The organism is Jatrophihabitans sp., assembly GCA_036389035.1.
Classification (GTDB): domain Bacteria; phylum Actinomycetota; class Actinomycetes; order Mycobacteriales; family Jatrophihabitantaceae; genus Jatrophihabitans_A.
Window position 1 is genome coordinate 60737 of the sequence record DASVQQ010000040.1, and the last position, 21620, is coordinate 82356.

22 protein-coding genes are annotated in these 21620 nt (G+C 67.3%); 8 read left to right on the top strand and 14 right to left on the bottom strand.

Annotated elements, in window-relative coordinates; genetic code table 11:
* Positions 1-21 precede the first annotated feature (21 nt).
* Complete coding sequence (locus tag VF557_20375; protein ID HEX8082576.1) at positions 22-315, top strand: hypothetical protein; 294 nt, start codon at positions 22-24, stop codon at positions 313-315.
* 278 nt (positions 316-593) lie between these two features.
* Here VF557_20375 and VF557_20380 read toward each other — a convergent pair whose 3' ends face one another.
* On the bottom strand, positions 594-1142 hold the full coding sequence (locus VF557_20380) for a dihydrofolate reductase family protein (GenBank protein ID HEX8082577.1): 549 nt from the start codon (positions 1140-1142) through the stop codon (positions 594-596).
* Between the two features lie 49 nt (positions 1143-1191).
* On the opposite strand from VF557_20380, the gene VF557_20385 reads away from it, so the two are divergent.
* Positions 1192-1653, top strand: a complete 462-nt coding sequence (locus VF557_20385) for a hypothetical protein (protein ID HEX8082578.1) — start codon at positions 1192-1194, stop codon at positions 1651-1653.
* On the opposite strand, the gene VF557_20390 is transcribed toward VF557_20385, so the two are convergent.
* The 3 genes from VF557_20390 to VF557_20400 form a co-directional block, all read right to left on the bottom strand.
* Positions 1650-2762, bottom strand: a complete 1113-nt coding sequence (locus tag VF557_20390; protein ID HEX8082579.1) for a D-TA family PLP-dependent enzyme — start codon at positions 2760-2762, stop codon at positions 1650-1652. The two genes, VF557_20385 and VF557_20390, sit on opposite strands and share 4 nt — an antisense overlap.
* 229 nt (positions 2763-2991) lie before the next feature.
* On the bottom strand, positions 2992-3561 hold the full coding sequence (locus VF557_20395) for a hypothetical protein (protein HEX8082580.1): 570 nt from the start codon (positions 3559-3561) through the stop codon (positions 2992-2994).
* Positions 3562-3829: 268 nt separating this feature from the next.
* Positions 3830-4264, bottom strand: a complete 435-nt coding sequence (locus VF557_20400; GenBank protein ID HEX8082581.1) for a VOC family protein — start codon at positions 4262-4264, stop codon at positions 3830-3832.
* 1830 nt (positions 4265-6094) lie between these two features.
* Here VF557_20400 and VF557_20405 point away from each other — a divergent pair.
* Positions 6095-6595: a hypothetical protein gene (locus VF557_20405; protein ID HEX8082582.1), complete on the top strand. Its 501-nt coding sequence runs from the start codon at positions 6095-6097 to the stop codon at positions 6593-6595.
* Between the two features lie 4 nt (positions 6596-6599).
* On the opposite strand, the gene VF557_20410 is transcribed toward VF557_20405, so the two are convergent.
* From VF557_20410 to VF557_20430, 5 genes are all read right to left on the bottom strand, one after another.
* A complete protein-coding gene (locus VF557_20410) occupies positions 6600-7451 on the bottom strand; it encodes an ABC transporter permease subunit (GenBank protein ID HEX8082583.1) in 852 nt (283 codons plus the stop codon).
* On the bottom strand, positions 7448-8446 hold the full coding sequence (locus tag VF557_20415) for an ABC transporter ATP-binding protein (protein HEX8082584.1): 999 nt from the start codon (positions 8444-8446) through the stop codon (positions 7448-7450). Before VF557_20415 ends, VF557_20410 begins: the two co-directional genes overlap by 4 nt.
* Positions 8443-9540, bottom strand: a complete 1098-nt coding sequence (locus VF557_20420; protein HEX8082585.1) for a hypothetical protein — start codon at positions 9538-9540, stop codon at positions 8443-8445. Before VF557_20420 ends, VF557_20415 begins: the two co-directional genes overlap by 4 nt.
* Entirely contained in the window at positions 9524-10042 is a 519-nt protein-coding gene (locus VF557_20425) for a sigma-70 family RNA polymerase sigma factor (GenBank protein ID HEX8082586.1), read from the bottom strand. The genes VF557_20420 and VF557_20425 overlap by 17 nt, the downstream gene beginning before the upstream one ends.
* Before the next feature lie 214 nt (positions 10043-10256).
* Positions 10257-11753, bottom strand: a complete 1497-nt coding sequence (locus tag VF557_20430; protein HEX8082587.1) for an amino acid permease — start codon at positions 11751-11753, stop codon at positions 10257-10259.
* A 229-nt stretch (positions 11754-11982) separates the two neighbouring features.
* Between VF557_20430 and VF557_20435 the strand changes: the two genes are divergently transcribed.
* Both VF557_20435 and VF557_20440 read left to right on the top strand, forming a co-directional pair.
* The gene (locus VF557_20435; protein HEX8082588.1) at positions 11983-15381 is read left to right on the top strand and encodes a lamin tail domain-containing protein; all 3399 of its coding nucleotides are present in this window, start codon (positions 11983-11985) and stop codon (positions 15379-15381) included.
* Positions 15382-15508: 127 nt separating this feature from the next.
* Positions 15509-15922, top strand: coding sequence for a cupin domain-containing protein (locus VF557_20440; protein HEX8082589.1), 414 nt, complete (start codon positions 15509-15511; stop codon positions 15920-15922).
* 26 nt (positions 15923-15948) lie between these two features.
* On the opposite strand, the gene VF557_20445 is transcribed toward VF557_20440, so the two are convergent.
* The gene (locus tag VF557_20445) at positions 15949-16842 is read right to left on the bottom strand and encodes a B12-binding domain-containing protein (protein HEX8082590.1); all 894 of its coding nucleotides are present in this window, start codon (positions 16840-16842) and stop codon (positions 15949-15951) included.
* Positions 16843-16994: 152 nt separating this feature from the next.
* Positions 16995-17681 (bottom strand): B12-binding domain-containing protein, encoded by a 687-nt coding sequence (locus VF557_20450; protein ID HEX8082591.1) that lies wholly within the window; start codon positions 17679-17681, stop codon positions 16995-16997.
* A 275-nt stretch (positions 17682-17956) separates the two neighbouring features.
* On the opposite strand from VF557_20450, the gene VF557_20455 reads away from it, so the two are divergent.
* Both VF557_20455 and VF557_20460 read left to right on the top strand, forming a co-directional pair.
* Complete coding sequence (locus VF557_20455) at positions 17957-18751, top strand: ANTAR domain-containing protein (GenBank protein HEX8082592.1); 795 nt, start codon at positions 17957-17959, stop codon at positions 18749-18751.
* A 5-nt stretch (positions 18752-18756) separates the two neighbouring features.
* Positions 18757-19059 (top strand): hypothetical protein, encoded by a 303-nt coding sequence (locus VF557_20460; GenBank protein HEX8082593.1) that lies wholly within the window; start codon positions 18757-18759, stop codon positions 19057-19059.
* Here the strand turns inward: VF557_20460 and VF557_20465 are convergent.
* Genes VF557_20465 through VF557_20475 form a run of 3 tightly spaced genes read right to left on the bottom strand, consistent with a single transcriptional unit; the run spans position 19023 to position 20547 of the window.
* Complete coding sequence (locus VF557_20465) at positions 19023-19469, bottom strand: hypothetical protein (GenBank protein ID HEX8082594.1); 447 nt, start codon at positions 19467-19469, stop codon at positions 19023-19025. The genes VF557_20460 and VF557_20465 overlap by 37 nt on opposite strands.
* A complete protein-coding gene (locus tag VF557_20470) occupies positions 19466-19777 on the bottom strand; it encodes an antibiotic biosynthesis monooxygenase (protein HEX8082595.1) in 312 nt (103 codons plus the stop codon). The genes VF557_20465 and VF557_20470 overlap by 4 nt, the downstream gene beginning before the upstream one ends.
* A gap of 50 nt (positions 19778-19827) precedes the next feature.
* Positions 19828-20547 (bottom strand): NAD(P)H-dependent oxidoreductase, encoded by a 720-nt coding sequence (locus tag VF557_20475; GenBank protein ID HEX8082596.1) that lies wholly within the window; start codon positions 20545-20547, stop codon positions 19828-19830.
* Positions 20548-20770: 223 nt separating this feature from the next.
* On the opposite strand from VF557_20475, the gene VF557_20480 reads away from it, so the two are divergent.
* Positions 20771-21562, top strand: a complete 792-nt coding sequence (locus VF557_20480) for a transporter substrate-binding domain-containing protein (GenBank protein HEX8082597.1) — start codon at positions 20771-20773, stop codon at positions 21560-21562.
* Positions 21563-21620 lie beyond the last annotated feature (58 nt).

Sequence of the window (21620 nt, forward strand, 5' to 3'; positions counted from 1 at the left end):
GTGCTAAGCGAAGTACTCAGCGTGCTGGTCTCGCTGAGGATGTTGGCCTTCCCGTCGGCTCTTCCAGAGCCGTGGCTCCGCTCGGGTGGCGGCGACGTTCTAGTCAGGGCTTGGGCGGCCACGTGGCTTGCTTTGAGTGCAGTGCTCCTCGTCATCCTGTTCGTGAGCTTCCGCCGAGCGGAGCGCTGGGCTCGGCTTGTCATGGTGACGGTGCCCGCCCTCTGGCTCGTTCACTTCGTGCTTGTGCCGAGTACCGTTTACAACCTCTTGCTCGCACTCATCACGTCCTGCGCGCTGGCCGCAACCCTCATCTAATCGACGTGCCATAGCGGTCACCCGCGGTGTCGGCTCACCTAGCGCTGCAGCGCCCGACATCGCGGCTCGGTCGGGTAGTCGGATAGCACCGAGTCCAGCTGCCGACGGCGCACCAACGCGAACCTCACCCTCCACGATCGACGGCGCGCTCGCCACTCCTCACCCTCGGAAGGTTTTCAAGATCAACGTGCGAGAGCGTGACGGCGCCAATACACGGCCTGCCGCTCAAGGGTCGAATTGTGGATAAACGGCCCCGCTGGGGCTAGCAAGCCCGAGGACTACCGTCTTGGCTCGTACCGCTGTGCCACTGCGCCTGAGTCGAACTCCAGCCGACTCACGAGCTTCAAGTCGACGTGCTTCAACAGCCCCGCGAACAACGTCGGCCCGTGGCCGGCGATCCTGGGATGCACCACGAACTCGTACTCATCGATCAGTCCCAGCTCCGTCAACGCCAGTGGCAGCTGCACACCACCTACGAACAGTCCCTTGCCCGGCTCCCGTTTGAGCTGCTGAACCGCCTCGCCCAGATCTCCGCGCACGAGTTCGGCGTTCCAATCGACCTGCTCCAGGGTGCTCGACACGACGTACTTCTTGGCCGCGCTGATCGTCTGGGCGAAGGGTTCCGTCCAGTCAGGCCTCCCCGCCGTCTGCGCCGGCGGCCGAAACGCTGTTTCCATCATGTCGTAAGTCACCCGGCCGAAGAGGAGGGCATCGGCCTGTTTGAGGTTCTCGACCGCGTGACGATGCAAGTCTTCGTCCGCAGGCATTGCTCGATGGTCGCAACACCCGTCCAAGGTGACGTTGATGGAGTAACGGAGGGGTCGCATCTCGCGAGAGTACCGACGGCGAAGCCGTCAAGATGGCAGCATCGCAAGCATGCGCACATTCAACGTCCTTGGAGCGGTCGCCCTGGTTGCGACATCGGTGATCGTCGCGACCCCCGCGGGAGCCGCGCCTCGAGCAGAACGCCTGAAGCTCAAGATCAGCCCGGTGACCAGCCCGATCTTCATCTTCGACGCCGGAATCGCGGAAGAGAACCTGGTGCCGGCCATCCAGGTGACCGGACTGCTGTCCGGCTGCACGCCGGGCACCGACACCTACGGCGAGAGCACCACCGTGGAGCAGGACGGCCGCATCCTTTACGAGTGGAGCGGCCACCCTGGATCGGGCTTGACCTCATGTATGGACCCCTCGGGCTCCACGGTGAGTTCTGGCTCGATCTTCGCCTTCTCAGGCGCTGCCGTGCACCCGGGACGGGTCCGGATCACCATGACGGTCCGGAGCTACTCGAACTCTGCGACGGTGACTGTTACTCGCTGGGCCACCATTCCTGGCTAGCTGTTCCTGCCGCGAGCCGCCACGGCCCACCGGTCGACGAGCTGTCCCGCGCTGACCACGGCGACGTCGTCGACGAGGTTCATCGTGATGCACACGTGGTTGGGGACCACCCGCAGTCGCTCGCCGAGCGCCGGTAGCGGGCTTTCCTCAGGCCAGACAACGGTGGCGTGGTGCTCGGACAACGCGGTGATCCGAGCTTCAGGGTGGTCGATCAGGCGGCCGTGGCCGGTCGCCCAGGCGGGCCGGTCAGTGCCGAGCACCTTGCTGCCGGAGTCGAGGATGAGCCGCCGCGGAGATCCCCGGCCGATGTCGTTGAAACTGACGTCGGTGCGGCTGACGACGGTGGCGGCGACCGTCAAGGCGATGTCATCCCAGGCGCATCGCTCCAGCTCCAGTTGTTGCGCGTCGCCGAACACATAGACACCCGGACGCACCTCGGTCACCACCGAAGATCCGGTCAGGGTCGCTGTCGGGGTCGAGCCGCCACTGCGCCGGGTCACGTCGAAGCCGGCGGCCGTCAAGAGCTCCGTGGCCTCGGCGAGCGCTGCCTGTTCCTGCTCGACCACCTGCTGCGGCATCCCGGGCGCGTAACTGTGGCCGGGGAAGGTGAAGACTCCTTCGACCCGGAGCCCCGCCTCGTGCGCGGCCTGCGCCACCTCCACCACCGAGCCTGGATGCGCACCGCTGCGGTGGTGTCCGCTGTCGATCTCCACGAGCACGGCGATCTTGCCGGCGGCGCCGTTCAAGGCAGCGCCGACAGTCCTGGCGCCTTCCACCGAATCGACCCCGATCGAGATCCGGGCCTTAGTGCTGAGCCGGCGCAATCGCTCTGCCTGCGCCTCGGTGAGCCATAGCGGGTAGGCGATGAACAGGTCGTCCACCCCGTGGTCGGCGAACACCTCCGCCTCACCGATCGTGGCCACCGTGAGTCCGACGGCGCCGGCCGCCAGCTGCCGGTCGGCGATCTGGAGCACCTTGTGCGTCTTGGCGTGCGGCCGCAACCGCAGGCCCTTCTCTCGCACGTTGGCCGCCATGCGGGTGATGTTGCGATCGAGCACATCCTGGTCGATGACGACCTGAGGAGTGGGGACGTCTTCGACAACGCTCATCTGGGTCCCCTACCCGCGCCGCTATGCCACGAGGACCCTATCGGGCGCGGATGTGCGTGACGTCCGACCGTTGATCACCGATCGATCGATCGACTAGTAATGGACCAGCGCCATGCCGGAGATGCGGTTGATCGCGGATGCGACCACCGAGACGCCGGCGGCCTTGGCGAAGCAATAGATCTCTAAGCTTGACCCGCCTGCGCGGCCGATGCTCCCTGTTGATAGGCCCTCAACCGCGCCGAACCTCGATGACGGGGCTGTGGAGCCCGGTGTAGAGGATCGCGCTGAAGGTAAGGCCGTTCCACGTAGTGGTCGCCTGCCGGAGCCGGCCAGTACCTGAGTGATAGACGAACGTATGGCCCTCGGCTCCGGGCAGGATGTCGCGAACGGTGCCCCTGTCCTGCAAGAAGGGGCCAGTAGCGGTGAAGACAAGCTCAACATCCTGCACAGTTCCATCCAGTTGCGGCAGGGCTGCAACGATCCTCAGCGAATCAAGCTGCGGATCCAGTTCGGCAACTGTAGGAGTAACTGTGCCCATAACGTCCTGAAGCATGACGTAGTCAGCGCACTGGTCATGGGTGATGAACCCGTAAGTCACCGTCCACTCGCCTTGTGCTCGGGTGGCGCCCAGGAACATGGACCCGACGAGGCAACCCCTTTCCCAGAATGTTTGTGTGTAGCTTCCGGCACCGCCCACGAGGTAGTAGCGGACGATGCTGGTGTCCGCGGACGCGGTTGACGGTGCCAGCAATATCGCCGAAGCCACGAGGGCGGCGAGAAGACCGAGTGTCTGTGGCATCTTTCAGCGGCTTGACCACTCGTCGGCGTGACCGGGGGTGATGTGGCGACCTGGGTGGAAGGCAATTCGGGGCATCAGCACTCCTGTGGGGGACGTATTCCGCGCCGCGCACTTGCCGCACTTGCCGGTGCTGCCATGGCGGAGATCCGCGCCTGCGCTTCGGTTCTACACCCCTCGGAGATTGCCAGGCAAGGACAGCCCGTCGCCGTACGCGTCGGCGTTGATCTCTTCGACGGCACCGCCGCGGACTCCGACCAAATTCTCTCTCTCAGTCGAGACAGAACTCGTTGCCCTCGACGTCCTGCATCACCAGGCACGACTCGTTGAAGCCATCGGCAGTCAGCAGTCGCACGCGTGTCGCGCCGAGCGAGACCAGTCGCTCGCCTTCGGCCTCAAGTGCGGCCAGGCGCTCTTCACCGACGAGCCCGGTGCCGGCCCGCACATCAAGATGCACCCGATTCTTGACGACCTTGCCTTCGGGGACGCGCTGGAAGAACAGCCGGGGACCCACCCCGGTGGGATCGATGCACGCGAACGCCGAACCCTGACGCTCGGGAGGCAACGAGCGATCGAAATCGCCCCAGGTGGCGAAACCTGGCGGTGGCGGCGGCACGACGTAGCCCAACACCTCGCACCAGAACCGAGCGACGCGCTCAGGATCCGCGCAGTCGAACGTGACCTGGACCTGCTTGACCGATGCCATGGATTCAACATAGAGGCGCGATCAAGCCAATACCGCGCAGGTCGGCGGTCTCGCGTGACATGGTTGATGATCGGCTCGGGCCGGGTGTACCGCGGGCTGAGGAAGAACAAAACCTGCCACGAACGCCCACGATCAACCAGGTATAGCACTCCTCCTGCAGGCCGCGTGACCGACGATTCGTTGGGCCGCATCCATCTCCTTGACCAGCCGGCGCGGGCTGACCTCACCGGTTCCTCCAGATTGGCTGCCGGGTCTGCATTGACACCATTCGGCAACTCGTCCCAGGGCGGCGACGCCGAGGACAAACCTTGCGGATGCTCACATGTCAATGCAAGCGGGTGATGGACGGTGTGGATTGCGCTTTGCATGCGTGAGTGCCAACCAAGCGACGATGAACTGCATAGCGACAGTCCAGAGAGCGTCTTAAAGCTGACGTCTTGTGTTCTGACCGGTCCCACTAAGGAACGCGAAGCTGCCCGCCGAGGACTGGGGCCTAGCGAGTTGGAGTGGCTGGTCATCTGATCAAGGTCGGCTCGATGCCGCCATTGCAGGTGGCACTGCAGCGCGGTAGACATTGCAAACACAGGGACACTTCCGGAGGGCGCGTAATGGGCTTCATTGGTGATGTCGCGTCTAACGTTGGTGCCGCGATAATACTGGCAGCGCTAGCTACGCTGGCATCCATAGTGCCGGCTCGACGACTATGGCAAATTCCTAAGTCCAATAATTCCGACTACGTCATTTTCTTTGTTCCAGCGCGCGATTCCGTTGAAACCCGTGCCTATCGGCTTCCAGTTGTAGGGCTAGGGCCAGTTCAAGCGATCGCAGCAGTCACTCCTTCGTTGACTCGAGCCTACTGGAGACGCAGGCGCGATCCTATTGATGTACGCCTAGCCGAAAAGGATCTAAAAGTATCGGAGTTGCGCAGTAGTTTCGTCTCGATGGGGGGGCCGAGTCGAAACGAAGCAACCAGGAAGCTGCTGGTCAAGTGCAGCGAGAGGCTCGGAGTGAAACAAGAACATGGGCATCCCACTATCAGCGGCGACCGGATCTCGCTTCGCATGCCTGACTCAAGCTGGCGGTCCTTCGGAGGGCTACAAATCGATGGCAGCCTCCAACAAGTGAAGAAGGACTACGCCCTGATTCTCCGAGTGGCAAATCCCTGGAGTTCGGAGAGGGGTAGATGCCTCGTCTTTTCCGGAGTTCACACGTATGGCACGGCTGCGGCTGCTCAATACTTCGTACAGCAACAGTGGAAGCCGAAGTGGTGGACTCGCCAGGAGGTCATGTGCCTGCTTGAAATCGAATTCGATGAAGGGTGTGTGACTGGAATTAATGAAATTGAGTTCCGTCGAATCAAAAGGACGTAGGCATTCAGGAAATTGCCGGCACCTGGTAGCTTAAGGCGGACCGTATTCAGGCGCATGGCAGGCCCCGACCGAGGACGCGAGCTCATTGCTGTATCTCCCTCATCGATGGCCGCTTCTCGGAGTGCACTGATTGCCACCGCCCTGGTCGACCGTGGGCACTATCAGATTCAGGTCAGATCAAGTGATCTCACAACGACACTCTTGGCGGCTCGTGGTTGCCTGGAGCTGTGCAGCGTAAGCCTCGATCAAAAGCACCCGTTGACTCTTAAGGCGGCTATCAAATACTCTCTATTCATACTTCGGCTAACCGGCCTGAAACTGGGGACAAATGAAAAAGGGCGCTCTGTTATGCATAGGCATGTCGATGTGCCTAGTGCTTACAACCGGCGTTAGCGCAGCTGGGCCCGTACGCGCTCCGGGTCAACCGGTACCGACACCATCCTCAGCGAAGAAGGCGACCGTGAACGAGAATCCCGCGGTAGAAGGTGCGGACATCGACTGGGCGCTCCAAGAAGTGATCGGCCGGGTAGCCACCGCGGCAGACGAAGTCGGTAAGAACGATCCCGCGTACACCGTCAGTTACACAGACGTGCGCAACGCCCGATTGCAGATCTACCGCAAGTCATTGACGCATGACGATTTTGACCTTCAGCGATACCTGGCTCTCGCGCCTGAGGGGGTGTCGATCGTCTTCGAGGCCGCCGCTTTGAGCGCGACGGAGATCGAGCACCTGATGGACCTGATCTACGCTCTGGCGCCTGAGTTCAAGGCTGCCGGAATCAGGCTCCACAGCTGGGGGCCGGACTACGCCACCGGGATGCGCATCCTCTATACCTCGGACACGCCGGAGATACCCCGGCGCCTGGTTGAGAAGCTGGAGATCTACGGGCCAGGAACGGTGACCTTTGAGGTGGGCTCCGTGGTGAACTTGGCAGATTTTCGAGCGGACACCGACTCCTAACCGATCACAGGTCCTTGCGCACGAAGGACGTCGCCGCCAGCCCCCACACCAGAGCCACCCACACCGCGGCCCAGGCAAGGTAACCCAGCGTCAGCGGCGCCGCGCTCAGGAACGGAAACGCCTCGCCGTCCGCGCCGCCGAACACCGCCAGCGCCGACGGGTCCTGGAACGCGTTCATCGCCCCGCGCCACAGGCCGTCGGTGGGCAGCAGCATCCGCGACACGGTGCCCACCCGGGCGACCGCCTCGTTGCCCAGCGACGCCCCAACGCCGCCCACCACGCCGGCCACCCAGGTCGTGCAGAACAACCCGACCGCGACCACGCCCGAAGCCATCGGAGAGATCGCCGTCGAGAGCAGCACCGCCAGGGTGAGCAGCACCGTGGTCTGCGCGGCCAGCAACGCCAGGGCGGCCACTGGCTGCGGCGGCCAGTAATCCACCGTCGCCTTGACCACCAGGCACTGGGCCAGGCCCGCGAGCACCACGAAGCCGCTGCCGAAGGCCACCAGCCCCAGCCACTTACCCAGCAAAAACTGCGACCGGCGGATCGGGCGGGCCAGCAGCGCCAGCGCGATGCCCGACTCGGTCTCGCCCGACAGCGTGGGGCCGGCGAGAAAGGCGGTGCCCAGCGCCGCGATCAGGCTGTAGCCGAACATCACCAGGTTCAGCACGATGGACGCCGTCAGCCTGGCCTCGCCGCTGGTCAGCGCGCTGCCGCCCGACTCCGCGGCCAGGCGGGAGAACCCCCAGCCGCTCAGCCCGAGCAGCACGACGGTGAGCACGGCCAGGGCGAACAGCACCCGCCGGCGGGCCGCCTCACGCAGGGTGAGCGCGGCGATGGTCAGCACGGTCGTCATCGCCCATCCTCCGCCCGGGCGTCAGCGCCCGCTCGCAGGATGCCGAGCAGCCGCTCCTCCAGGGTGATCCGGGCCGGCTCGACCGCGTGCACCCGCGCCCCGAGAGCGGCCAGGTCACGCACCAGGTCAGGAACGGCCGTCCCGTCGTCGTCGGCCGGCAGCGCCACCGTGAACCAGTCGCCGGACCGCTCGAGGATCCCGGTCGCGGCCAGCCGCGCCTGCGCCGCGGCAGGCAGGTCGGTCAGGTGCAGCTTCAGCTCCCGCTGGCCGAGCAGCTCGGCGAGCGTGCCCGACGCGGCGACCCGCCCCCGGTCCAGGATCACCACCCGGTCACAGACCCGCTCGACCTCGCCGATCAGGTGCGAGTTCAGCAGCACCGCCACGCCACGCGACTTCAGCTCCAGCACGATGTCGCGCACGTCGACCCGCCCGAGCGGGTCCAGCGCGCTGGTCGGCTCGTCCAGCACGACCAGCTCCGGCCCGGCCACCAGGGCGACCGCCAGCCCGAGGCGCTGCTGCATCCCCTTGGAGAAGCCGCCCACCCGGTCGCCGACCCGTTCGGCCAGGCCCACCAACGCCAGGCACTCCTGCTGCGCCCGGGCGCTCACCTCGATCCCGGACAGCCGGACGTGCAAGGTCAGCACCTCGGACGCGCTCAACCACGGCTGGTACCGGAACAGCTCGGGCAGGTAGCCGACCCGGGCCCGCGCGGCCGGGTCGGCAGCCGAGCGCCCGAGCAGCATCACCTCTCCCGCGTCGGGACGGACCAGGCCCAGCAGCATCTTGATCACCGAGGTCTTGCCCGCCCCGTTCGGACCGAGCAGCCCGACCACGTCGCCGCGGCCCACCTGTAGGGACACGTCCTCGACGGCCTGGCGCTTGCCGTACCGCTTGCGCAGGCCCGAGCACCAGACGGCCGGCGTGGCCGGCAGGCCGGCGACCAGTTGCGCCGCCTCGCGCTGCGCGGCGCCTACGGCGTCGAGGTCGGCCGTCACTTCAGGCCCCGGGCGATCGAGAGCACCTCATCATCATCCAGCGAACCGGCCACCGCGGTCACCGCGCCATCGGCCACCCACACCACGGCCGCCAGCATCCCGTTGCGGGTCTGCAGCACCGTGGCCGGCACGCCGTTCACCTTGCTCGGCCTGCTGGTGACCTCATCGGCGGGCACCGGCAGCGGCAGCGTGGAGCCGTCCGCGGTGAACGCGCGCAGTTGCTCGGCGACGTTGTCGGGCAACCCGGGAAGCGACAGCAGGTAGTCGCGCACCACCTCGAACGGGACACCCGAGGAGGACGCCGTGGGCGCCACGGCGCGACCCACCAGCAGGGCGGGCGCCCCCGCGTCGGACTTCCAGGTCAGGGCCACGCCCGGGCCGGCGACCAGCCGCACCGAGCTGCCGTCCAGGCCGGGCGGCGGAGGCGGCAGGGTCCGGCCCTCCTGGCCGGCGGCCTGGGCGGCGCGCTCGGCCGAGAAGGTGAAGGTGGCGCTCACCTTGCCGCCCACCTGGTAGACCGGCTCGCCGCTGACCCCGCGGGGCAGCTGGGTCACCTCCGGCACGTCCAGGCCGCTCCGGGCCGCCGCGGCCGCCGCATCGGCGACCTCGCGCACGTCCGGCTCGTCCGTCACTTCCAGCTTGCCGTACGCGCTCAGGTCGGGCAGCGCGATGAGGTCGGCGGCGCTGAGGTTGACCGGAGCGATCTTCTCGGTCCGGAAGATCGGCAGCCAGTCGTTGGCGGCGGCGGTGCCCGCGCCGGCGAAGACCAGGGCGACGGCCAGGGCCGCGACCACCGGACGGCGCAGCAACTCCCGCACCCGGCCGGCGCGGGCCGGCGCGGGGACCCGCTCGGGTTGGAGAGCGGGCCGGGCGGCGGGAAGCGCGGTCGACAGCCGCCGCCAGGCCGCGTCGACATCGACGTCGGCGCCGGCCTCGCTGGTCAGCGCCGCGCCGACCAGCGCGGCGTCGGAGCGGGTGGCGGCCAGCGCGCTCAGGCACTGCGGGCAGCCGGTGACGTGCTGGCGGTCGGCGTCAGACACCCCGGCCGGCTCGTCGAGCAGCCGGCGCAGCACGCCTTCAGTCAGATGACCCATGACGGTTCAACTCCTTGCGCAGAGCGGATTCGGCGCGTCGCACGGTGGTGCCGACGCTGCCGGGGGACATGTCGAGCGCCGCGGCGACGTCGGCGTAACTCAGGCCGCTGTGCCGTAGCACCAGGGCCATTGCCTGCTTGCGGGGCAGCTGGGCCAGCGCCGCCCGAACGTGGCTGCGCTCCTCGAGCGTCACCACCACCTCGGCGACGTCGGACACGACGCCGTCCTGGGTCGCGGCGACGGTCTCCTCCCGCGACGCGCGACGGCGCCCCGAGCGGAGCAGGTTCAGCGCGGTGTGGGCGGCGGCCACGAAAAGCCAGCCGCGGGCGTCCCCGGCCGGCACCGAGGAGCGGCTGAAGGACAGGAAGACGTCCTGGGCGACGTCCTCGGCCTGGTCCCGCGAGCCCAGCACCCGGGCAGCCACGCCGACCACCTGCTGATAGTCGCGGCGAAAGATCTCGTCCAGGTCGGCGCGCACGGCGCCGCGGACCGAACCCGACACGCGCTCCGTCCTCCCGTCCCGCCGCCCGGCAGCGCCGGCGACCGCGTCGGGAGCCGCCAGGACTGCCGAGGCCGCAGCTCCGCCTCGCCGAATCAGGTCCATACCCTTACAGCACCGCCGGGGTCGCGAATGTGACATCCCGGATCGCAGTGTGCCGGAACGAGCCGAACGGCAGATCAGGCGCGTCGACGGACAGCGGTCAGCCCGGACGGGCTCAGGTGCGCGCTCCGCCCTTGGACAGGCCGACCTTTTCGGGGCCGGCGGACCGTCCGCCCTGGGACAGCCGGGCATGGCGGTATCCGTAGAGCAGATAGATCAACAGGCCGAGCGCCAACCACGCCGCGAACCGTAGCCAGGTGGCGATGGTCAGGTTCGTCATCAGGTAGAGGCAGGCCAGCATGGACAGGATGGGGATGAACGGGGACCACGGCACCCGGAAGGGGCGCTTGATCCCGGCTTCGGTCCGGCGCAGGATCGGGATCGCCGCTGACACGATGAGGAACGCGAACAGCGTCCCGATGCTGACCAGGTTGGCCAGGGACTCCAGCGAGACGAAGCCGCTGAGCAGGGTCACCGCGACCGTCATGGCGGCGGTGATGCGCACCGGGGTGCCGAATCTGGGGTGGATGGCGCCCACCGACCTGGGCAGCAAGCCGTCGCGGGCCATCGCGAAACCGATCCGTCCCATGGTGATGATGCAGACCAGGATGACCGAGGTCAGGCCGGCGACCGCGGCGATAGAGATGAGGGTGCCTGCCCAGCTGGCCCCCACCGTGTCGAAGGCCGAGGCCAGCGGCGAGTCCACATCGAGCTGGCCGTAGCTCACCATGCCGGTGACCACGATCGCCACCCCCATGTAGAGGACGGTGGCGATGGCAAGCGTTCCCAACAGGCCCAGTGGCAGGTCCCGGGACGGCTTGCGGGTCTCCTCGCTCATGTTCGCCACCGCCTCGAAACCGCTGTAGGCGAAGAACACCACGGCCGCCGCGGTGAGAATGCCACCGATGCCGAACGCCTCCGGGGGCAGGCCGAACACGGCTTGCGCCACAGTCCGCTCCGACCCCTGCGGGGCGTTGACGGAGCCCGCGGACTCCGGCACGAAGGGGCTCCAGTTGCTCAGCTTCACGAAGAACGCGCCGGCGATGATGATGAACAGGCAGATCGCCACCTTGATGATCACCAGCGCGTTGGTGACCCTGGCGGACTCCCTGATGCCCAGTGCGGCGACGACGCCGAGCACGAGCGTGATCGCCATGGCCCCGACGTTGACTGTCGCCTCATCGCCGAAGAGCGAGGGCGGCAGCGAGAAGAGGTTCTGCAGGTACCCCGACCAGCCCCGGGCGACCACCGCGGCGCCCAGCGCGAACTCCAGGATCATGTCCCAACCGATGATCCACGCGACAAGCTCGCCGAGGCTGACATAGGCGTAGCTGTAAGCGCTGCCGGCGGTGGGGACTCCGGAGGCGAGTTCGGCGTAGCAGAGCCCGGCCAGCAGGGCCACCGCGCCGGCGATGAGAAACGAGATGACCACGGCCGGACCGGCGTGGTTCTTCGCCTCGATCCCGGTGAGCGTGAAGATGCCGGTGCCGATCACCACGCCGACGCCCAAGCCGGTCAGGTCCACCGGTCCCAGCCGCTTTCGCAGGCCAGTGCCTTCGTCGGCGCCCTGGGACAGCAGATCCTCAACCCGCTTCTTGCGCAATAGGTCCATGAATGCACGCTAGCCGGTGTGACCGCCAGCCCGTCAAGTCAGACATTTGACCCGCACACCCGAGGAGCGCTGTAAGAGCCGCGTGGCCCTTATCGTCGCGGTATGCCCCTATGTTTCTAGAAGCATTCGGTAGCGAATCGACTACTCAAAGCAGGCTATTTCAAACCGGCCCCCCGATGTGTGTTCGGCGCTATGTTCGATGCACCGACCGGGGGGAAGCACGATGGCAATGCGCCGCGCACGTCTGATCATTTCTGTTATCGCGGCGGGCGCGATGGCCGTGGGCGCGCTCAGCGTCAACACGCCGGCCTTCGCCCAACCGGGTGGAGTGGTGATCTCAGAACTGCACTATCACGCCGGCACTGACCTGGACACCGACGACTTCCTGGAACTGACCAACACCGGCGCCGCCGAGGTCGACGTCTCCGGCTGGAGTTTCACAGCCGGGATCACCGTGGTCCTCCCCGCGGGCACCACCATCCCCGCCGGTGGCCATGCCGTGGTGGCCAAGGACGCCGCGCGGTTCCAGTCGTTGTACGGGTTCGCGCCCGTCGCCGCTTACTCCGGAAACCTGAGCAACGGCGGCGAGACGATCACCCTGGTCGACGCCGACGCCGCTGTCATCGACACGGTCAGCTACGCCGATGCCGCGCCCTGGCCCCCCGCGCCCGACGGCACCGGTCCCTCACTCGAGCTGCGTGGCCTGATGTATGACAACACCCTTGCCGAGAACTGGGGCGCCTCCACCGTCACCGGCGGGACGCCGGGTGCGGTGAATTCACTCGACGGCACCGCGCCACCGCCCCGGGCGACCGCGGTCCAGGCGACTCCTCAGCGTCCCGCTCCGGCTGAGCCGGTGCTGATCACCGCGCGATTGCCGATCGGGTCCACCGCGACCGTGTCCTACAAGGTCATGTTCGCCGCGGACGCGCAGGTCCCCATGCTCGATGACGCCGCCAGCCCTGGTGGCAGCGGCGACGGCATGTTCGCAGCGACCATCCCCGGGCAGCCGGCCGGCAACCTGGTCAGGTACCGCATCGACGCCACGGCCGGAGACGATCAGGGTTTCTCCTACCCGGCTGCGGGCGACACCGTGAACTACGCCGGCTTCGTGGTCCGCAACCCGGCCGTGAGCACCAACCTGCCGGTCGTGGAGTGGTTCATGGAGGACGCGGTCTACAACGACCTGCTGGCCAACCACCGCTACGACAACGTGACCGGGCCGGCGGTGATCTCCTACGACGGAATCGTCTATGACAACGTCGCGATGCGGATTCGGGGCAACACCAGCCGCGCGCGTCCCAAGGTGGCCTGGAAGGTCGAGATGCCCTCGGGGCACGACTTCGACATGGGCGCGAGATTGCCGTACCCGCTGGACGAGTTCGCCATCATGGGCGAAGCCGAGCCACTGGCCGACGTCTCCTGGAACACCGTCGGCGCCGCGGGCGCCCGCCGGCTGGCCATCCTGCCGGTCCGCACCCAGCGCAACGGTCAGTTCTGGAGCGTCGGCAAGGTCATGGAGCTCGAGGACGGCGACTGGCGAGACGCCCAGGGCGTCTCCAAGTGGTCCATCTACAAGGGTGAGGGCGGCTCGCTGGCAAGGACCTCGTCACCGGCCGTGCTCGCTGCCACCACCTCCGCCGGCTGCCCCCTGTGCCAGCCCGAGCCGTGGCTGGACAAGAAGACCAGGGAGGACGAGGACTACACCGACGTCTGGACACTCAGCCAGTTCCTCGACGCCCCGGCCTCGACCACCCAGCGCGCCTGGATCGACCAGAACGTCAACGTCCCCGTGATGATCAACTACATGGCCATCAACAGTGTTATGCGGCATGCGGACTCCGGTTGGTACAACTGGTGGGTCGCCAGGGACACCGAGGGCACCGGCCGGTGGGAGATGTGGCACTGGGACCTCAACTGGACCTTCACCACCGACGCCATCGACGGCAAGGGCGAGTTCCTCACCCCCGACACCTCGAACCGTTTCACCAGGGCGATGCTGGGCTATCCCGATCTGCGCGAGATGTTCCACCGGCGTCTTCGCACGCTGGCCGACCAGTTGCTGACGCCACCCAGCTATGAACAGCAGTGGGACGCCATCAGCGGGCCGTACCTGAGCGACTGGAACCTCGACCGCGCGCTCTGGGGCGGTTACACGCCCAGCGCCTCGCGCGCCAACTTCGTGACCGGAGTGACCGACCGGCGCAATGTGGTGAGCGCCAACTCCGGAGCGGGCAAGCCGGTGCCGGCATCGCAGTCCTCGGCTCCCGAGGTGGTCATCAACGAGATCATGTATCAGCCCGCCGGGGCGGCCGACGCCGAGTACGTGGAGTTGTACAACCCCTCCCCCAGCGAGTCCGTCGACATCTCCGGCTGGACACTCGACGGCGCCGGACTGACCATCCAGCCCGGCACGGTGCTGCTGCCGCAGGCTTACGCCGTCGTGGTCAAGAAGGACACCTCGTTCCGGGCGGCCTATCCGGGCGGGGGCAGGTTCGTCGCCGGCCAGTACGCCACGAGCCTGGACGACGCCGGCGGGACGCTCACGTTGCGTCAGGGCGAGCGCGTCGTCGACACGGTGACCTACTCCGCCGCCGATCCCTGGCCCGCCGCGGCCGCCGGCGCGGGCCCGTCGTTGGAACTGCAGGACTGGTCCAGCGACAACGCGCTGGCCTCCAGCTGGACGGCCAACTCCGCTGTGACCGGAACACCCGGAAAGGTCAACTCCACCACCAGCCCGCCACCGGACACCACGCCGCCCTCGTCGCCAGGCGCCCTGACGGCGTCGGCCGTCGGCACCACCCAACTCACCCTGCACTGGGGAGCGGCCAACGACAACGTAGCCGTGACCGGATACCGCCTGACCCGCAACGGGACGGTCCTGCCAGGCACGGTCACCGGCCTGAGCTTCACCGACACCGGCCTCGCACCGGCGACGACCTACTCCTACACGGTCCAGGCGCTGGACGCCGCCGGCAACGTCGGGCCGGCCGGAAACACCCTTGGCGTCACCACCGCGGCCGACACGTCGTTCTCCGAGACGTGGACCGGCGCTGACGGTTCGGTGTGGGGGCCGGCCTGGGCCTCCGGCGCGGTCTCGGGCAGCGTGACCAGGCAAGGAGGCACCGGGCAATTGGCGGTGAGCGACACCGCCGGCGCGTACGCCCGAGCGCAGCTGACCGGGCTGACCGCCCGGGCCGACAGCGACACCACCCTCTCCTACCGTTGGAACGCGGGCACGCCGGTCGGCTATCTCAGCGTCTTCGTCCGCGGCTCGGGCGGGTGGCGCAACGGCTACCGCCCCACCACCGGTTACGGCCTGGAACTGGCGTCGAACTCCTCGTCGGTCACCATCAAGAAGACGGTCGCCGGAACCACCACGAACCTCAACACGACCAGCGGCGCCCAGCAGGTGGGTTCCGGACGCCAGTGGTTGAGGCTGCGGGTGTCCGGTTCGACCATCCAGTACAAGATCTGGGCAGATGGTCAGGTCGAACCGGCAGCCTGGCGCGCCAGCGTGACGGACACGTCCGTCACCACGGCGGGTCAGTTATTCGTCTCGCTCAACCGGGGCAGCGCCAACACCGGGGTGAAGTCGGTGCAGTTCGATGACTTGGCAGTTCGATGACTTGGCGGTGCGCTGAGAGCCCTTTGGCCGGCGCGGTGAGGACAGCACACCGCTGGTCGGCCCGCGGTATCGCCGGACGGGGTTCTGCCCCTCTAGTCGATATCGCGACAGCTCTGAAGGAGACACCGTGCAGATCTTGCAGAAGCAGCCGACCATCAAGGGCCCGCCCCAGTGGTTCACCGGTGACGTGCACCTCAACGTCATCGCCCGGGGCCAGGAGCCCTCGCGGCTCCGGGTCAACACCGTCCGGTTCGCGCCGGGCGCGCGGACGGCCTGGCACACCCACGCCTACGGGCAGATCCTGCACGTCACCGAAGGGATCTGCCTGACCCAGTCCCGCGGCCGCGAGGTCGCCGTCCTGCGCCCCGGCGACGCCGTCTGGGCCTCGCCGGGCGAGTGGCACTGGCACGGCGCCGCACCTGACCAATTCATGGCGCACACCGTGATCTGGGACGGCGACCCCGATGGCGAGGAGACCACCTGGGGCGAGCTGGTCACCGACGAGGAATACGGCTATCCGGACGGTCAGCAGCCCACCTGACCCACGCGCCGGCGGCGCACGTTCGATCAGCCGAGCGCGCTGTCGATCAGCTTGCACGCGTCCTGGAGCCGCGTGCCCAGGTAGGTGCCGGGCAGGTTGCGGCGGCTTCGGGTCGAGGTGAAGGCGTTGCCCGCGTAGAACACCTCGACGCCCAGGACGTTCGCGGCGTGCAGTGATTGGATGGCGCGGGCGCGACCGGAGTTGAGGTGCGAGACGATGACGGCAGCCCCGGCGCCGGTCGCTCGGATCGCGGTCTCCAGAGCGGGTACGGAGGTCTTGGCCCCCAGCAGGCGAACGGTCCACTGCTGGTAGCGAAGCAGGGTCGCCAGCGCCTCCAACCCGATGGTGTGCAGATCGGTCGGCCCGCACGCCAGCACGATGGGTGTCGGCCGGGCAGGCGCCGGGGCATAGGCGGCCAGGGTCTCCAGCCAGGCCCGCGATGCCTCGGTGGCGAGGTGTTCCTGTTCCACGTCGCAACGCCCGGTCTGCCACCACAGCCCGACCTGCCGCATCGCCGGCAGCAGCACGTCGTCCAGGCAGGCCGCCAGGCCCAGGGCGCCCTGGGCCCGGGTCCGGGGCGCGCGCACCGCGACCGGGTCCGAGCGTTTGGACGCGGCCAGCACGTCGTTGACGAACTCGCTGGCGGTGCCGGTGAGCCGGAGCAACTCGCGCACCGACTGGGCGGCTTGGCTGGCCCGCTTGCCCCGGGCTATCTCATCGCGCATCAGCCGGAGGCCGTGCAGCTCCGCGGTGGAGTACCGGCGGTGCTTGCCCACGCCGCGGACCGTCTCAGGCATGTTGTAGCGCAGTTCCCAGGAGCGCAGCGTCGGCATGGGCACCCCGAGCTGGCGCGCCGCCTCGGCGATCGGCACACCGGGAAACGCGTTGTGCGGCTCCTCGTCACCGTCGGAAACCGGCATCAGTCCGGACCCGGCGGATCTGTTGGACCCGTCTGGTGGTGGGCCGCTCGGGGTGCTGCTCATCGGGGTGTCCGTCGAAGAAGAGGGGGACCGGCGTATGAGGTGGAACCCGCCCAGCTTCGCACGCGGACGTGCCAGCGTCTATCCGATGCTCAGCTCGCAGGTTCCGTCCTGGCCGCTGATCGCAGGATGAGCGAGGACGCGGTCTGCAGCCGGGTTCCGAGATAGGTCCCGGGGAGGTTGCGTCGCAGTCTGGCGGTCGCGAAGGCGTCCCCGGCGTAGAACAGTTCGGGTACCTGTTCGTGGGCCAGGCGAAGCGATTCAGCGGCGCGGTTACGGTTGGCGCGTAGATGCGACACGATCACGACAGCCGCGGGAAGGCTGGCTCGGATGGCCGTGACGAGCGCTCTGGTGGACACCCGGGCCCCGAGCAGGCGGCATTCCTGCCCCTCGTAGCGCAGCAGGATGCCCAGCGCCTCCAGGGCGAGGCTGTGCTGGTCGGTCGGCCCGCAGGCCAGCACCACGGGTGGGCCCCGATCAGGTGCGGGCACCAGTACCTCGTGACTCTGCAGCCACGCCCGCGCGCATTCGGTGGCCAGCCGCTCCTTCTCGATGCCGCACTGCCCGCTCTGCCAGAGGGCTCCGATGGCGCGCATCCCCGGCAGCAGCACATCGTCGAGGCAGCCGCCCAAGCCACATGCTTCGGTGGCCTGTTCGAGCACCCGTCGCATCGTCGTCGGATCATCGCGCCGGAACGCCCGCAGAAACCGGTCGGCGAACTCCGCGGGCAGCTCGGCCGGGCCGGTTGGGGTTCCCCGTAGGGGCTGCTGTTGACCCATCTAGCGCGCCTCGTCGCGGCGGCCGTAGGGCGGCGGCGCGGCGGGAAGGCAGAACACGGGATTCCTCTCGGTGGTTGGCCCACCCATCCTCACGAGCGCGCGGCGGCGCCAACAAGGGATCGATCGGGTAAGAACCACGATGCATAGTTTGAGAACGGCTTTTGACCACCGCTTCGGGGCACCATTCAGAGGGGCACAGCAGGACGCCCGACGCTGAACCCCACTTCAGCACGGCGCCAGCTGGCATCGACTGGAACTACACCCGGAGGCTTGCCATGAGCACTCAACCCGCGCACTTTCTCGAGCACCGCTCGTCCGCTGAGGCGGGCTCGGACCTGGGGTCGATCCTCCGGGCCCTGGATGGCCTGGTGGCTTCTGCCGAACCCGCGGTCGTGTTCACCAGCCTCGCCCGGCTGTGCGTGCCCCTGATCTGCGATGCGGCCACTGTCGCTCTCAAGACCGCTGACCAGCAGGCCTACCTGACCAAATGGCCGTGGAGCGCGGCCGACCCGGAGGATTCCGCCCTGGTCAGGGAGGCGATGGCAGGCAGGCAGGTAGTCAGCCACGATGCGGTGCTCACCCCGATACTCGGCATGAGCACCGAAGGCGTCCTCGACTACCAGGGCGTGCTGACGCTGGCCTTCCACACGGAGCGTCCCGGTCCCAGCCATCGCGTGCTCGCTCAACTCGTCGTCGAGCGAGCGGTGACGTTGATCGAGCGCGAGCGCCTCGCCGAGCTGGCGACGGCCCTGCAGACCAAGGTCGACAACCTCGGCGTCGCGTTGACGACCAATCGCCAGATCGGCATCGCCATCGGAATCATCATGGCCAACCACAAGCTGACCGGCGACCACGCTTTTGACCTCCTGCGTCGAGTCAGCCAGCACAGTCACCGCAAGATTCATGACATCGCCGTGGACGTCGTCGACGCCGGAGTGCTCGAGCTGCCCGCCGGTCTCACCGCGATGGCGCCCCCGGTCGCCCCCGGGACCGAGACCGGAACAGCGTCCGGCCGGCGCACGTTCCTGCCCGGCCCACACACCTCCCTGCACTGCGCTCCCAGGCATTGACACCCATGTCGGCCACAATCCGGTCGCGACGCTGGCACGCCGAGATCGCCTCCCGACTGCAGGGAGGTGACTCGGTCGCCCTGATGGAGCTGTATGACGCGACCTCGGCCATCGTCTACGCCTACGCCTTGCGGGCGGCCACCTCGGGAGACGACGCCTACCGCGCCACCCGCGACGCCTATCTCACCGTGTGGCAGGCTCCGCAGATCCTCGAGGACCTCCGAGTGCCGGTCGAGGTCAGGTTGGCGTCTCTCATCAAGTCTGCCCCCGGTCAGGTCACCAAGACCCAGTCGCGAAAGCTGCCGTAGGACCTGACGAATTCGGCTGCGTCCCTGAGAACGCCCGACACCCGATCACTGCCCTGTCCAGCGATCCGCTCACCGGCGAGGTCGCCGGCAAGGTCAAGATTTCGCGCTAGTCGTTCGACCGGAAAACCACGTGACTCCAGCACGCTGGCCAACCACGCGACATCGTCTCTCATGTCACTCTCGTCGTTGACCGCCTCGACGGCCCAGCTCAGCAGGTGCTGGTTGTCGTGGACACACCAGGCGTTGCCGGCCGCTGCGTACCGCTGCTCCTCGTCAGGAAACTCCTCGCGGTAGCGGCGGCAGATCTCGGTGGCCAGGACGACGAGATCCAACGGCTGGCCATCAGCGAGGACAGCTGACAGGGGCGCAGCGTCGCCGCCGCTGGGTGGCAGCAGTGCGCGTGCGCTCACTGAGCGACCACCTCATAGGTCTGTTGCAGGTGCTCAAGCCGTTCGAGCTTGATCGCGTTCTTCAAACCGGGGTCCATCCGCGCGTGGGACACTCGGTGGTCTTCGCTCTTCATGTAAGCCTTGAAGGAGTCTCGGTCACGCCACCTGCTGACCATGAGCACCTCAGCCGGGTCGCGGTCAGAACGCCAGACCTGCAGATCGACGAAGCCATCATGATTCTCGACCAGGCCCGCACGCTGGGTGAAGGCCGCGATCAGCTCATCGGAGCGGTCAACCGCTACCCGTAGGCGCGACACCGAGACATACATCTGGGGAACGGTCATGGGTGGAATCTAATAGCTGAGGCGCCCGGCGCGCCCTAGGCCGGGGTGTAGGCGTCGGCGAGCTCGTCGGCCAGCGAACAGGCCGCCTGCTTGGCGGATTCGATCGCCGCGGCGCGCACGGTGGGTGACTGATCCATTGGCTGCGCGTTCACGCAATGAAAGTCGGTTATTCCCACGAACCCAAATATTTGGCGCAGATATGATTCCTCGGCGTCAAAGGCATGCATCGGGCTCTCCAGCGAATAATCCCCGCCTCGGCTGGTGATGCACACAATTCTCTTGCCGTGCACCAGGCCGACCGGCACGCCGTGCTCGTTGTAGGCAAACAGGTAACGGGGCTGGACGATCGCGTCGATGTAGTACTTGAGCGCGTACGGAATGCTGAAGTTCCACATCGGCGCGGTGACCAGGTAGAGGTCGGCGGCCAGGAACTCCTCGATCAGCGCCTCGATGTGCGTCCAGGACTCGGCGTGGTCGGGATCGATGGGCCGGCCCACCATCAGCCGGTATTTCGAATCCATGTTCTGGCCGTCGACCGGGGGCAGCTCCTCGGCGAACAGGTCCCGGGAGCGCACCTCCGACTCCGGCCGCTTGCTCTGCAGGCGCTGCAGGAACGCGTTCAGACCTGCAGGGTGCTCGATCGGGCAGCTCGTGGCGTGGCGATGATGTGCAACAGCTTCATGTGAAACGCACCCTCCCAGCGAATCTCCACATCCGTCGGACGCGGAAAGCCGCAACGCGCGCCGGTGGCACAACCCCCGTGGCCGTGTCGGTTAAGCGAATGACGCTAGCCGGTAGAAGCGTTTCCTGTCCGCCTGGCGTGTATACAAAGGAGCTGGTGACGTTGGGCAAAATACTGGGGATAAAGCGCGCAACACTCGCACAGACATCTGGCGGACCTGCCGGCCGAAAGCGCCTCCTGATGCAAGGATGGCCCTTTCCTAACGCACCCCGGGAGCATCCATGCACCGTACGTTCATGGCGCGCGCGGCCATCGCCGTCTGCGCGCTCGTCCTGCTCGCCGGCTGCGGAAGCAGCGACGACGAGCCCACCGACGCCGGCAAGGACAGCGGCATCAAACTCATCAAGGCGGGCGAGCTCACGACCTGCACGCACCTGCCCTACCCGCCGTTCCAGTCCGCGCAGGACGGCAAGGTGGTCGGCTTCGACGTCGACCTCATCGACCTGGTCGCCAAGGACCTCGGCGTCAAGCAGGGGATCGTCGACACCCCGTTCGAGAACATCAAGACCGGTGCGTCCCTCAACGCCGGCGAGTGCGACGTCGCGGCGGCCGGCATGACGATCACCGAGGAGCGCAAGGCCAACCTCGACTTCTCCGAGCCGTACTTCGACGCCACCCAGGCGCTGCTGGCCAAGAAGGGTTCGGGCATCACCTCCCTCGAGACGGCCAAGGGCAAGAAGTTCGGCTCGCAGGCCTCCACCACCGGCGAGGACTACGTAAAGGGCAAGGGCATCGACCCGGTGTCGTTCGAGACCTCCGACGCCGAGCTCAACGGCCTTCGCAGCGGCCAGGTGGAAGTGATCGTGCAGGACCTGCCGGTGGTCAACGGCTGGCTCAAGGACCCGGCCAACTCCGACTACGAGGTCGTTGCCAACCTCGACACCGGCGAGCAGTACGGCTTCGCGGTCAAGAAGGACAGCAACGACGAGCTGCTCGCCAAGATCAACGCGGCCCTTGCCAAGGCGAAGAGCGACGGCACCTACGATTCGATCTACACCAAGTGGATCGGCGCCAAGCCGGCTAGCTGACCTCGGACTGGAGGTCCCGGTGGGCGCGCATCTCGCCCGCCGGGACCTGCCGCGAACG

Coding starts and splice junctions, on each gene's coding strand:
- VF557_20380 (HEX8082577.1), bottom strand. CDS start 1,142: ATGCGACCCCTCCGTTACTCCATCAACGTCACCTTGGACGGGTGTTGC.
- VF557_20385 (HEX8082578.1), top strand. CDS start 1,192: ATGCGCACATTCAACGTCCTTGGAGCGGTCGCCCTGGTTGCGACATCG.
- VF557_20390 (HEX8082579.1), bottom strand. CDS start 2,762: ATGAGCGTTGTCGAAGACGTCCCCACTCCTCAGGTCGTCATCGACCAG.
- VF557_20395 (HEX8082580.1), bottom strand. CDS start 3,561: ATGCCACAGACACTCGGTCTTCTCGCCGCCCTCGTGGCTTCGGCGATA.
- VF557_20400 (HEX8082581.1), bottom strand. CDS start 4,264: ATGGCATCGGTCAAGCAGGTCCAGGTCACGTTCGACTGCGCGGATCCT.
- VF557_20410 (HEX8082583.1), bottom strand. CDS start 7,451: ATGACGACCGTGCTGACCATCGCCGCGCTCACCCTGCGTGAGGCGGCC.
- VF557_20420 (HEX8082585.1), bottom strand. CDS start 9,540: ATGGGTCATCTGACTGAAGGCGTGCTGCGCCGGCTGCTCGACGAGCCG.
- VF557_20430 (HEX8082587.1), bottom strand. CDS start 11,753: ATGGACCTATTGCGCAAGAAGCGGGTTGAGGATCTGCTGTCCCAGGGC.
- VF557_20435 (HEX8082588.1), top strand. CDS start 11,983: ATGCGCCGCGCACGTCTGATCATTTCTGTTATCGCGGCGGGCGCGATG.
- VF557_20445 (HEX8082590.1), bottom strand. CDS start 16,842: ATGCCGGTTTCCGACGGTGACGAGGAGCCGCACAACGCGTTTCCCGGT.
- VF557_20450 (HEX8082591.1), bottom strand. CDS start 17,681: ATGGGTCAACAGCAGCCCCTACGGGGAACCCCAACCGGCCCGGCCGAG.
- VF557_20455 (HEX8082592.1), top strand. CDS start 17,957: ATGAGCACTCAACCCGCGCACTTTCTCGAGCACCGCTCGTCCGCTGAG.
- VF557_20460 (HEX8082593.1), top strand. CDS start 18,757: ATGTCGGCCACAATCCGGTCGCGACGCTGGCACGCCGAGATCGCCTCC.
- VF557_20470 (HEX8082595.1), bottom strand. CDS start 19,777: ATGTATGTCTCGGTGTCGCGCCTACGGGTAGCGGTTGACCGCTCCGAT.
- VF557_20480 (HEX8082597.1), top strand. CDS start 20,771: ATGGCGCGCGCGGCCATCGCCGTCTGCGCGCTCGTCCTGCTCGCCGGC.